This is a genomic window from Shewanella sp. BJSY2023SW007, assembly GCF_047314525.1.
GTDB lineage: Bacteria > Pseudomonadota > Gammaproteobacteria > Enterobacterales > Shewanellaceae > Shewanella > Shewanella chilikensis.
This window is the reverse complement of the sequence record NZ_JBKORL010000105.1, coordinates 60,305-72,075: the sequence shown is the minus strand read 5'-3', so window position 1 is coordinate 72,075 and position 11,771 is coordinate 60,305. Positions and strand designations below refer to the sequence as shown.

Sequence of the window (11,771 nt, the reverse complement as noted above, 5' to 3'; positions counted from 1 at the left end):
TATGCTCGTAACTGCGCCCCGACAGTGCATCTTCACCACACAAAAATGCCCTTCTAACGCAACGGTTAATCACGTGGTAAAAGGGCGTACTTTCAACATCTATCAACTGGCGACGGGCACTGGTCATAACCAACCTCGACTGAGCTTTGATGGGTATTTCAAAGCCTAGTCAAGGCTGGGCGAAACATCAAAAAGATATGGCTGTCCTGTCTTTGTTCTAGACAGGGAGGCACGGCGAGATCCGATCCGGGTTTAAGCAGTCATGATATGGCGAATGAGTACCAACTGACTGCAACAATAAAGACTTGAGCGAACACGCCGACCGACCCTGCCAATCTAATAATGGAAAAGTAAAAAAGATTGGTGATCAGGTGTCAGTTGTTCATTTTGGCGTGAGCTCCAATAGGCGAGGATGGCGGAATTATAACCGCCTGAGACAACAAAAATCCAGCTTGTCCCCTTTGGGGGTTGAGAGCACGAGTCAAAAAAGGATGCCGCAGCATCCTTTTTCTCAAGCCGTTAGCCGGGGCTAACTTATTGCTGCTCGGCCGTCTGGTTTTCCGTGGTTTGCTTCAATAGCCGACTGGTCATGGTACCGGCGGTCATGGAGCCGGATACGTTCAAGGCGGTACGAGCCATATCAATCAGCGGCTCGATGGAGATCAGCAGCGCCACAATGGCCACCGGCAACCCCATGGCAGGCAGGACGATCAGCGCCGCAAATGTTGCACCGCCACCGACACCGGCTATCCCGAAGGAGCTGATGGTCACTATGGCAATCAAGGACAGCATGAAATGCAAGTCCAGTGGATCTATGCCCATGCTGGGCGCCACCATTACAGCCAACATGGCCGGATAGATACCGGCGCAACCGTTCTGGCCGATAGTGGCACCGAAAGAGGCCGCCAGGTTGGCAATGGCAGGCGGCACATTCAGCTGAGTCACCTGAGCCTCGACATTCAATGGAATAGTCGCCGCCGAACTGCGCGACGAGAAGGCAAAGGTCAGCACGGGCCAAATTTTACGGAAGTAGTCCAGTGGGCTGACGCCCACCATGGCTACAAGCATGCCGTGAACAACAAACATCAGCAGGATGGCGACGTAAGAGGCCAGAATAAAACCCAACAGGTTGAGCATATCGGCGCCGCTGGAAGAGGCGACCACCTTGGCCATCAGCGCGGCAATACCATAAGGAGTCAGCGCCATAATCATCTTCACCAGGCGCATAACAATCGCCTGCGCACCTTCAACAAAGGTCCGTATGGGGGATTCCAGTTGCTCTTTCTCATGCATCACCTTGCGGGCTGCTATCCCGAGGAGGATACCGAAAATCACCACGGCAATGATGGAAGTGGAACGGGCACCGGCCAGATCGGCAAAAGGATTTACCGGAATAAAGCTCAGCAGCATTTGCGGTACAGTCAGATCAGCAATCGAAGCCGCCTTGGTATCCAATACCGCCATTTGCGCCGTTTCCCGGCTACCGGCTATCAGCCCCTCGGCAGAAATCCCTGAGATGGACGTGACCAGAATACCTATCAAAGCCGCCACGGCTGTGGTCGCCATCAAAATAAATATGGTCAGGGAGGAGATCTTGCCGAGCGAGCCGCCCTTATCCAACTTGACCACTGCCGCGACCATGGACACCAACACCAAGGGCATGATCACCATCTTCAGCAAGGCCACATAGCCACCACCGACTATGGCTATCCAACTGAGCGCCTCTGCTGTGACCTGGCTGTCCACGCCAAAGTAAGACTGCATCAGGAAGCCATAGGCACTGCCGAGGATTAAACCGATCAGCACCAGACGGGATAATTTGTGCTCTTTTTGCTGTTGGTGAAACAGAATAAACAGAACGCCGAGAAATACCGCAATGGCTGCGATAACTGCAATAGACATATGGAACCTTATACGGGAAACGGTATATGAAGAGAGAATCTACCGCATAATAGGCGCTTGTTTAAGCACGACAAAATATTAAGTTATTATTCTTTATAGCCTCTAATTATAAATGGCCTGGCTTAACCCCATAAAAAACGGCCAAATTTCGCACGATACCGTACGAGCGCTAACAGAAAGTTACACAAAATAATCCCATCAAACCGTTCCCGGATAAGCTTGTTTTCATCATCCGGGGATATACTCCCGAGGCAGCCTCTGCTGTTAAATATAATAACTATCTGTATCTAAAGGAGACTTTCCGTGAAGAAGGTTGGAATTCTGTTGCTCTGCCTCTTGATGCCACTGGCATCGGCGTGGGCAGAGCCGGGCAAGCCCTTGTCGGTTGAGCTATTGTGGCAACTCAAGCGTATCGGCAGCCCGGTAGTATCGCCGGGCGGCGAGCATATCATCGCCCCCGTGACCGAGTATGATGTCAAGGCCGACAAAGGGTCGACCCAACTTTGGTACTTTGATACCGATGGCAAACATCAACGCCCACTAACTGCCGCCGGACTCAAGGTGAGCAACCCGGTATTTTCTCCCGATGGCAACACTCTGGCCTTTGTCAGCCAGCGTAATGAAGACGATGCCGGGCAGATCTATCTGCTGCCGATGAATGGCCCGGGTGAAGCGCAGCGGCTGACCGAAGTGCCTACCGGCGTGTACGGCATCAAATGGGTAGGTAAACATCTCTATTTCATCAGCAACATCTTCCCCGGGCAGGACTGGAAGCAGATGCAAGAGCAGCTGAAAGCCGACAAGGACAACAAGACCTCGGCCAAGCAGTGGAATGCCCTGCCCTATGCCCAGTTCGATCACTGGCTGGATGAACGTCGTCAGGCGCATGTGTTCCGAATTCCCGCCAAGGGCGGCGAGATAGAAGCCATTACTCAAACACTGGGCCATGAGCTGCCTCGTTCGAGTCAAAGCGCCGGCAGCTATGATGTGTCTGCCGATGAGAAACTGATCGCCTTCAACGCCTACGGCTCCGACAACCAGGTCGATCCCAAGCTGGACATCTTCCTCGGCAAGATAGGCGCAGACAAGGCAGAAAACCTGACACCGGACAACGAAGCGCCCGATAGCCGCCCAAGCTTCAGCCCCGACGGCAAGACGCTGGCCTTCACTCGCCAGAAGATACCGGGTTTCTATGCCGACACCTCCAGGCTGATGCTGCTGGATATCCACAGCCGTAAGCTCAAGACCCTGACCGCCAATTGGGACAGATCTGTGTCTCAGTTCAGTTGGACGCCGGATGGCAAAGGCTTCTACGCCGCCATTGATGATGCCGCCACCAGCCGTATCTATCATATCGATGCCAAGAGCGGCAAAGTGAAGGCGATCACCAAGGACACCAACTATGGTCAGCCGCAGATAGGCAAGAAAGGCACCCTGATTGCCCTCAACGACAGCTTCCTTTATCCGGCGCGACTGCTGGCGATCAATCCCAAGAACGGCAAGGGCCAAAGGCTGGAGCAGTTCAATGACGAACTGCTCAAGAATGTGGATCTGGGCAGCTATGAATCTGTGACCTACAAGGGTTACAACAACCAGGATATCCAGATGTGGGTGCACTACCCACCGGGTTTCGATCGCAGCAAGAAGTACCCGCTGTTTATGCTGGTACACGGCGGTCCACACAACGCCATCAGCGATGGTTTCCACTATCGCTGGAACGCCCAGACCTTTGCCTCCTGGGGTTATGTCACCGCCTGGCCCAATTTCCACGGTTCCAGCGGCTTCGGCCAGGACTTTGCCGATGCCATCAACCCGGACTGGAAAAACAAGTCTCTGGATGATGTCCTCAAGGCAGCCGACTGGTTTGAACAAAAGAGCTGGATCGACAGCGATCGCATGGTGGCCGGTGGTGCCAGCTACGGCGGCTATCTGACCTCCATCATCCTCGGGCAGAAACATCCGTTCAAGGCGCTGCTGATCCATGCCGCCGTGTACGACATGTACTCCCAGATGGCTTCCGACTTCGCCGTGCACAGCACCCGCTTCGGCCATTACTGGGAAAACCCGGAAATCTACCAGTCGATTTCGCCCCATTACTTTGCCGCAGGTTTCAATACCCCGACGCTGGTGAGCCACGGTCAGCTGGACTACCGGGTGCCCGTGGGACAAGGTTTTGAGCTGTTCCGCACCCTGCAAAGCCGTGGAGTGGAATCGCGGATGATCTATTTCCCCGATGAGAACCACTGGATCATGAAGCCCAACAACTCCATCTATTGGTATAACCAGGTCAAAGACTGGATGACCCATTATGCCGAGCCGGGCCCACGTTAAGCGCCGATAATCGGCATCCAAGCAAGAAGGCGACTCAGGGTCGCCTTCTTTCATATTAATGCCACGAAAAGCGAACATCAGAGCATGGGTACTATGGATGCCAGCAAGAGACCGCCCATCAACAAGTTAAAACCACGGGCGTAGTTGGGCGCCGTCAGCCAGCGACTCAACTGTTTGCCGATAAGGGTCCAGATACTGACAGACGGGACATTGACCAAGGCAAATATTACAGAGATCAGCAACAACTGCTGCCAACTGGCACTCGGGTTGTAAAGACTCACCGCCGCCAGCGCCATGGACCATCCCTTGGGATTGAACCACTGAAACAATGCCGCTTGAATGAAGGTCATGCTGCGATAACCTTCATTGGTATTTCCCGGACGACTCAAGGCGATTTTCAGCGCCAGATACACCATGTAGGCAATACATAGCAAACTCAGTAACTGGTGCAACCAAGGATAGGCCTGAAACAAGCCGGTCACGCCGATACCCACCAACAACAGCATCAGGCTGAACCCCAGTACTATCCCCAGCATATGCGGTAAGGTGCGAACAAACCCCACATTGGCACCTGAAGTCATCAACATGATGTTGTTGGGCCCTGGGGTCACGGTTGAAACAAAGGCAAACATCACCAAAGGCCATAGCAGATTAGGCTCCATTCTTGCTTTACTCCTGAAATAAGCAGTCAGCAAATACTAGATGGATTGGTACGCAATTTTGTGCTTATATTTGCTCTTAAAGCGGAAAGTAAGCAATAAAACATCACCATGGATAGATTTGACGAAAGAATATTGCAAGAGCTACAGAGTGATGGCCGGATCTCCAATGTCGAGCTGGCCGAGCGGGTGGGATTATCTCCCTCTGCCACCCTGAGACGGGTACAGGAACTGGAGCGAAAAAAGCTGATCACGGGCTACCGGGCCGTATTGGACAAGAGCCAGCTGAACATAGGTTTTATTGCTTACGTCGCCATAGGCCTCAACAGTCACAGTAAACAATCCCAGTTAGGCTTTGAAGAGCATATCCGCTACGCCAGGGAAGTAGTAGAGTGCCACAATATCACAGGCGCCAACGAATACTTGTTGCGGGTCGAGACCAAAGATCTCAGCAGCTATAAACGTTTTCATGCCGAAGTCCTCGGGGAATATCCTCAAGTCAAATCCATTACCACCATGGTGGTAATGGATTCACCGAAAGATCAACGTCAATAATTATCTGCGATAAACCGCATAACAAGCGGTATTGCTGGCGACACTTTTTATCCTTGGGTACCATTGAACAATAAAGAAGCGCCTGGACATGCCGGCGCCAGGGAAAATGGATACTTGAATGGAATTGAGATACGCGTTGCTGTGCCTGTTTTTGCTGCTAACCAGCCTAAAACCATTTGCATTAGAGCAGGTTAAACTTCCCGTTATTAATATAGAACAAAGCAGCGTCGCGCTTGATGAATTCAAAATCGGCTATTTCATTGATGACAGCCAAAACCTTGGCTTTGAGCAGGCACGCCAGAAGCCTTTCGGCGTAACCGATAATGTCACCACCTTGGGTACCAATGCCAGGGTCACCTGGTTCAAGCTGATACTGCACAATAGGCTCTCACAGGCAAAGCCACTGTTTTTACACCTGCCCCATGCTTACCATGTGCAGCAAATCGACATCTATGAGGAAAGCGGCCAACAACTGCAGCGACACGAGCAGTTGGACCTCGAACAGGCCGCCAACAACCCGCTCATGTATCGGGGTACAGTCGTCTACCCATTGAAGCTGGCGCCAGATCAGATAACAACCCTGTATATTCGTAGCCACGCCTACTCCCATCAATGGTTTGCCATGACACTGATGGATGGAGAAAATTCGCGGCGGGCCCTGGTGAGCACTCACTATGATATTGCACTTATGGTGGGCATGTTGCTGGCACTAGTGTTCTACAACTGCCTGCTGTATTTCGCCACCAGTAAGAAAGAGAACATCTACTATTCGCTGTATCTGATCTCGGGTCTGGTGTGGATAGCCCTGTCCTATGGTCTAGTTGCCAGCGTGTTCAACGCCTACGGCTCGAGCGTCTTCATGCTCAATCTGTCGCTGCTCACCATGCCGATTTTCCTGCTGCTGTTTATGACGGCTATTTTCGAGACCAGAAAGTTCTACCCCACAGAGCACAAGGCGCTACAGCTGATGCTGTTACTGCTGCTAGCGACCTTGTTCTGGGGCTTATTTGATATCTCAGCAGCACTCAAACCCGCCAGTAGCCTGGCAGCACTCATGATGTTGGTGACCTTCTCTGTGAGTATCTCCCTATATCGCAAGGGCAATCCACTGGTGAAGTACTTTCTGGTAGGCCACAGTTTTTTTGTTATCTTTAATGGCATAGCCGTGCTCTTCTACAAGGGATTGATCTCTCCGAGCTATCTCAGCAGCCACGGAGTCGGCATAGGCATTATGCTGGAAGCCCTGACCCTGGCGTTTATCATCTCCTACAGGATCAAAATCCTTGAGGATATCCGCGCCTCGCAGGAAGAGCTCAAGCGCCAGGCGGCCACAGACCCTCTGACCAAACTCTATAACCGGCGCTATTTCTATTCTGAGGCCGACTATCAACTTAAGCTGGCCGGCCGCAATGGCGAGGCTATCTCTGTGCTTATTCTGGATATAGACAGTTTCAAGCAGATCAACGATAACTTTGGTCACCACTTGGGCGACAGGGTGATAGTCGCCCTGGCCAAATTATTGAAGCAACACTGCCAAGGAGCCGAGATGGCGGCCCGCTTCGGCGGTGAAGAGTTCGTGATCTTGCTGCCGGGAGCCCCACTAAACCAAGCCTTGCAGCGAGCCGAGCAGCTGCGCCTCAATGTCGAAGCGATGCAGCTAACCGCCGACACGGGAGACAAGATAAGTTGCACCATAAGCTTGGGCATCGCCGAGGTTGAAATTGCAACAGAATCGATAGAAGCGGCCGTAAAACGAGCCGACCACGCACTTTATCAAGCCAAAAACAGTGGCCGCAATCGGGTCGTCGCCAATTCAAGCGCTGGCGACCAAGGGGTAAATACCGACATTGAAATCAATCCAGGTCTTTAAGTGTTTGCCGCCCCAATTGCCGCATCTGCTGCTGGATCCAGTCGGCGCGGCGGTTCATGTAAGCACTCGGTGGATCGATTTGATATTGCCAGGGATTAGGCAACAAGGCGGCGAGCAAGGCGGCCTCGCGGGACGACAACTGAGCGGCGCTCTTATGAAAGTAGTGCTGCGCCGCCGCTTCGACGCCGTAGATCCCCGGGCCGAATTCGACAATATTCAGGTACAACTCAAGGATCCTGGGCTTATCCAACACCAGCTCCAGAAGCAGAGTGAACCAGGCTTCAGCTCCCTTGCGAATAAAGCTGCGCGAAGACCACATAAACAGGTTCTTGGCGGTTTGCTGGCTCAAGGTGCTGGCGCCCCTGAGACGCTCCCCCTGAAGTTTTTCCTCTATGGCATTCTGAATCGCCTTGAGATCAAAACCGGAATGAAGGGCAAAACGCTGATCTTCACTGGCGATCACCGCCAGTTGCATATTGGCAGATATCTGAGTCAGCGGCTGCCACTGATGCTGCACCTGGCGCTGTACCTGTGTTACCGGCGCCGGTGGAAACCAATAGCGTTCAATACGCCAGCTCCACAGCGGTGGGTTAACAAACTTAAGCGCTATCACCATCAGCAGAGACAGTACCATCAGCCCCAACAACAGTTTTATCAGCCAGCCTGTCAGTCGCCTAAACCATCCCTTTTTCGCGGCCAAATTCGCTCCTGATAAATAAGCCCACCTGAACTTGAGTGCACCTGAAACTGAGTGAGCCAGGAAACCCTCTGTGAATAATAATTGAGTATTTTGCCAGGTGCGAACCCGGCCCGGAATGACAATCTGTAAGCTTATCCGGAGCACCCGGGAGACTCAGCGGCACTTTTCTTAGCCCGTTAGTCAGCGCTCATTGGTCAGGGCCAAAGCGGCCGCGCTCAAGAAAGCCCTGTACTGCCGCCAGCGTATCCTGATGCCAATGTATGGCCTTATGGCACAGGGGCAACACCATCCAATCACTGGCATCATCACAACGGGTGGACGCCAGGGGTACCCGGCCATCGGACTCGCCGTCAATCAAGGCGCCCAAGGGATCTTGAGTCCCACTGCCGGCGATGATCCCAAGATGAGCCTGACTATCCTCGCGCCAACTTGCCCAGCGCTGCCCCGGCAGCAGAGATTGCAGCGGCTGAAATAGCCGGGAATATCCCGGAAGCTTATCGGCCAGGCTCGCCAGCGGTGAACCATCATGGGGCGTGGCAATAAACACACTGTGGCCCAAATTGTCGGGCGGCTGCTCTGCCAGCAGTTGCCGAACAATTAAGCCTCCCATACTGTGCGCCACAAAGTGCACCCTGGGATACTGCTGCCATTTCTGCTCATCCAGCGCCTGGCGTAAGGTCACTACCGCTTGTTGCAGTGAGCCGAAACGGGTGGGCAATCTGGGGCACAGGATACTGTATTGCCGAGCCAAGCCTTGGGCCAGAAAGCCCATGTCACGCTCATCTTTATTGAAGCCATGCACCAGCACCACCAGGGCTTTGCTGTTATCCAGCCTCAAATTAGCTGACTCTTGAGCCATTGCTGGAATGCCTGTTTGGGCATGGCACCGGCCTGCTGGGCTATCACTCGGCCATTTTTGAACAGCATTATGGTCGGAATGGAGCGGATCCCATACTGGGCCGCCAGCGCTTGCTGAGCTTCGGTATCCAGCTTGCCGAAACGAAACTCCGGCTCCAGTTCGGCAGCGCTCTGCTCGAATATAGGAGCAAACTGTTTGCAAGGGCCGCACCAGCCGGCCCAGAAATCCACCACCAACGGCAGCTCTGACTTATGGGCATGGTTGGCAAAGTTGGCATCAGTCAGTTCTACTGGAAGGCCTAGAAACAAAGGCTGCTTGCAGTGGCCGCACTTAGGGCCTTGAGACAGCCGTTCTTCCGGCACCCGGTTCATTCCAGCGCATTGGGGACACGCAATCAACATAGGACTCTCCTCTCAAGCGGCATTATCGCCGCACACTGTGAAATAGGGGACGGCGTTAAACCGACTCAAGCCAGATGAGGTCGCAACAGGGCCAGCACCTGGGGATAATCGGCCTGGTTATCCAAGGTCAGACTCAGATAGCCATCACCGCGAAAGGCCCGGTCCAGCTCCAATAGCAGATGGGTTTGCTCGCCATCGGGAACCAGGGTAAGTTCCACTTCACGCAAAAGGCGGATCCCACGCCCTGTGGGTACAAACTCCAACTCCTGATAGCAGCCTGAACCACTGCGAAAATCAGAGGTGTTGATATAGCCTTGCTCGACATCGGCTTTTTTAAGGACAAAGCCCAACTCCTCCATGGCCTGCAGCAGGTGCAGCAACAGCTGGGTAGGCTGGATCTGCAGCAGATCCTGATCGCCTGGATCTATGGCGTAATCTATCGCCAGCCCGGTTTGCAGCCAGACCCGGCATTGATTGTTACGCACCGGCAACTCGGTAAATGGGGTCTCAGGATGCAACTGACCGATAAAAGGCAACTCTCTCACCTCTCCGGCCTGAAGTTCAAAGCCTTCGCTGATACGCCAGCTGGCCAGACAATGATTGATAAAATGACTGCTGTCGCCATCACTGACCTTAACCCGAGTCATAAGGGCCAGCTCCAGGCCGGCAATACTCTGGCTTACCTCGCCGCCCTTGAGCACGATTCGGGCTTCGAAGGTTTGCCCAGGTTGCAGGCTGGCATTGAGCAAACGAGTATCGACACTGGCGCCGCCAACGCCAACTGCAGCAAGCAATTTCTTAAACATCCTCTGTTCCTGTTTACTTAAAAGGCCTTGCCGCATTTAAGCCCCTTTTCTTCGGCGAGTAAAGGGCGAACGCATTGGCTGTAAACTCCCAAACCCAACAAGCAGGCAGCAACAAAACTCATTCTGAGCCAGTTAAAAACCAGAGGCCGGCAAAATCATCCTCCTAATCAGGGATGGCGTAAACGGACTTCTGCCAAAATCGGTGTATGGTCGCTCGCCTGGGCATCCAGTTCAAACTGCGGCCGCAGCAGATGCCTGTCATAAACCCGGTAATCTGCCACTTCTGCCAAACTATGCTGACTGCGGGCATCAAACTCCTGACTCAACAACAGATAGTCGACCACACTGCCTTGAGAACCATGAAAATGGGTCACGGGGCGAGTCACTGTCACTTGCTCGCCACTTTGCTCAGAGGCTTCTCGCCAGAGCTGCCAGGCGTCAAACAGTTGAAAATGCGCCAGCTGCAGTTTCAGCCTTTCATCTGGCAGGCCGTGAAGGCCCGCAGCGCGAATATCCCCGTTATAGAGCTGCCCGGCACCCACCAACAGGCCCTTGAGTTCACTGGAATCTATGCCGGCGTTGAAATCCCCCATCAGCACCACAGCATTGCCGCTTTGCCGGCGCCGCTTGAGTATCGCCTGATACAACAACATGGCCTCACTGCCACGCTGCAAAGTGGCTGACCATCGGCCCAGCGCACTCTCGGCCAGCAGCCCGGCGGCACCTTGCAACTCGACCGCGCCCTTGGGCAACTTGTTGCGAGGTGATTTGAAATGCACCACGTAAGTATCACAGTGGCCTATCCCCGGCAGCATCAAGGTGGCTCGCAGTATCTGGCGACTACTTTGAAACTCTTCCTTGAGTCCAAGTGAAAATGCCAGTTCGCTATCCAGCTCCACCGCCGCCAAGGAAACAATCGGAAAACGGCTTGCCAGTGCCACCACACTCTTGCGGGCAACAAAGCCTTCTATGACCGGCGAATCTACCAGCGCAAAGTGGGCAAGACCGGCAGCCTGACACAATTCGCGTAGCGGCTCGGGGCTGAATAACTCCTGCCAGCCCACCAGATCTGGCTGCGCCTGCTGCAGCCAGCGGACTGTCCAGTCGCACTTTTGTTGCCACTGCCCTTGGGTATAGATGTTGTTGAACTCATGAAACGCCAGCGGCGGCATGGCAAAATTGAACAGATTCAGACTCGCGATGCGGATATTGGAAGACATGAAAAGCGCTGCGGCTCCGGTAACCCTGCTGAGTAATAGTGTTGATATTAAGCCGCTGCTGAGATTTGTCCAATAGCACACCAAAAACAACCTTCCGGCTACCCATTACCCCCCAACAGCGCCCAATAGCCCAACAAATAAGCAACATAAAGCCGCTGTTTGTGGCTAAAAAAACCTGTTTGACAGGCTTTTTCGATCTCCCGCTTGACTTGTTTGGTTTCGACCATACAATCGCCGCTTAATTAACCATACGGAGACCCACTGTGGACACACACATAGGTGACAGTAGATGCCCTGTCAGTCAGACAGGATTATTTGCCCGGCACTAGTCTGCAGCTTCGCAAACTACTGCCAGGACTGGCAGTAGCGTATTAAAGAATCCCTTTTTCCGTTACTCCCCATAAAAACCTTGTTGAGCTTTACATGCATACGCATGCCGCAGTGTTCTCCTGTGGCTGCAAACTAATG

The 11,771-nt window shown here is 53.3% G+C and carries 10 protein-coding genes and 1 pseudogene; 3 read left to right on the top strand and 8 right to left on the bottom strand.

Features of this window, described 5'->3' with window-relative positions:
• Together ACMHXE_RS19085 and ACMHXE_RS19080 are read right to left on the bottom strand one after the other, a co-directional pair.
• Positions 1 to 127 (bottom strand): annotated as a pseudogene (locus ACMHXE_RS19085) (alpha-amylase family glycosyl hydrolase); the annotation flags it as partial.
• Positions 128 to 534: 407 nt separating this feature from the next.
• Entirely contained in the window at positions 535 to 1,902 is a 1,368-nt protein-coding gene (locus ACMHXE_RS19080) for an L-cystine transporter (RefSeq protein WP_101055994.1), read from the bottom strand.
• Positions 1,903 to 2,205: 303 nt separating this feature from the next.
• Here ACMHXE_RS19080 and ACMHXE_RS19075 point away from each other — a divergent pair, with 303 nt between their 5' ends.
• Positions 2,206 to 4,233, top strand: a complete 2,028-nt coding sequence (locus ACMHXE_RS19075) for an alpha/beta hydrolase family protein (protein WP_101055995.1) — start codon at positions 2,206 to 2,208, stop codon at positions 4,231 to 4,233.
• Positions 4,234 to 4,310: 77 nt separating this feature from the next.
• Here the strand turns inward: ACMHXE_RS19075 and ACMHXE_RS19070 are convergent, their stop codons facing one another.
• A complete protein-coding gene (locus ACMHXE_RS19070; RefSeq protein ID WP_101055996.1) occupies positions 4,311 to 4,895 on the bottom strand; it encodes a LysE family translocator in 585 nt (194 codons plus the stop codon).
• A 108-nt stretch (positions 4,896 to 5,003) separates the two neighbouring features.
• On the opposite strand from ACMHXE_RS19070, the gene ACMHXE_RS19065 reads away from it, so the two are divergent.
• On the top strand, positions 5,004 to 5,447 hold the full coding sequence (locus ACMHXE_RS19065) for an Lrp/AsnC family transcriptional regulator (RefSeq protein WP_101055997.1): 444 nt from the start codon (positions 5,004 to 5,006) through the stop codon (positions 5,445 to 5,447).
• Positions 5,448 to 5,565: 118 nt separating this feature from the next.
• Positions 5,566 to 7,317 carry a diguanylate cyclase gene (locus tag ACMHXE_RS19060; protein WP_101055998.1) on the top strand — a complete coding sequence of 584 codons (1,752 nt, stop codon included), beginning with the start codon at positions 5,566 to 5,568 and terminating at the stop codon, positions 7,315 to 7,317.
• Here ACMHXE_RS19060 and mtgA read toward each other — a convergent pair.
• The 5 genes from mtgA to ACMHXE_RS19035 all read right to left on the bottom strand — a co-directional run bounded on the left by mtgA (position 7,301) and on the right by ACMHXE_RS19035 (position 11,303).
• On the bottom strand, positions 7,301 to 8,017 hold the full coding sequence (mtgA, locus tag ACMHXE_RS19055) for a monofunctional biosynthetic peptidoglycan transglycosylase (protein WP_268249217.1): 717 nt from the start codon (positions 8,015 to 8,017) through the stop codon (positions 7,301 to 7,303). The two genes, ACMHXE_RS19060 and mtgA, sit on opposite strands and share 17 nt — an antisense overlap.
• Before the next feature lie 187 nt (positions 8,018 to 8,204).
• Positions 8,205 to 8,876: an alpha/beta hydrolase gene (locus tag ACMHXE_RS19050; RefSeq protein WP_101055999.1), complete on the bottom strand. Its 672-nt coding sequence runs from the start codon at positions 8,874 to 8,876 to the stop codon at positions 8,205 to 8,207.
• Positions 8,852 to 9,277, bottom strand: coding sequence for a thioredoxin TrxC (gene trxC / locus ACMHXE_RS19045; protein ID WP_101056000.1), 426 nt, complete (start codon positions 9,275 to 9,277; stop codon positions 8,852 to 8,854). Before trxC ends, ACMHXE_RS19050 begins: the two co-directional genes overlap by 25 nt.
• 65 nt (positions 9,278 to 9,342) lie before the next feature.
• Entirely contained in the window at positions 9,343 to 10,083 is a 741-nt protein-coding gene (locus tag ACMHXE_RS19040; protein ID WP_101056001.1) for a sporulation protein, read from the bottom strand.
• Positions 10,084 to 10,250: 167 nt separating this feature from the next.
• Positions 10,251 to 11,303 carry an endonuclease/exonuclease/phosphatase family protein gene (locus ACMHXE_RS19035; RefSeq protein ID WP_101056002.1) on the bottom strand — a complete coding sequence of 351 codons (1,053 nt, stop codon included), beginning with the start codon at positions 11,301 to 11,303 and terminating at the stop codon, positions 10,251 to 10,253.
• Positions 11,304 to 11,771 lie beyond the last annotated feature (468 nt).

Excerpts from the sequence above, each read along its gene's own strand:
- ACMHXE_RS19040 (WP_101056001.1), bottom strand. The coding sequence starts at position 10,083 with ATGTTTAAGAAATTGCTTGCTGCAGTTGGCGTTGGCGGCGCCAGTGTC.
- ACMHXE_RS19065 (WP_101055997.1), top strand. The coding sequence starts at position 5,004 with ATGGATAGATTTGACGAAAGAATATTGCAAGAGCTACAGAGTGATGGC.
- ACMHXE_RS19080 (WP_101055994.1), bottom strand. The coding sequence starts at position 1,902 with ATGTCTATTGCAGTTATCGCAGCCATTGCGGTATTTCTCGGCGTTCTG.
- ACMHXE_RS19070 (WP_101055996.1), bottom strand. The coding sequence starts at position 4,895 with ATGGAGCCTAATCTGCTATGGCCTTTGGTGATGTTTGCCTTTGTTTCA.
- ACMHXE_RS19060 (WP_101055998.1), top strand. The coding sequence starts at position 5,566 with ATGGAATTGAGATACGCGTTGCTGTGCCTGTTTTTGCTGCTAACCAGC.
- ACMHXE_RS19035 (WP_101056002.1), bottom strand. The coding sequence starts at position 11,303 with ATGTCTTCCAATATCCGCATCGCGAGTCTGAATCTGTTCAATTTTGCC.
- trxC (WP_101056000.1), bottom strand. The coding sequence starts at position 9,277 with ATGTTGATTGCGTGTCCCCAATGCGCTGGAATGAACCGGGTGCCGGAA.
- ACMHXE_RS19050 (WP_101055999.1), bottom strand. The coding sequence starts at position 8,876 with ATGGCTCAAGAGTCAGCTAATTTGAGGCTGGATAACAGCAAAGCCCTG.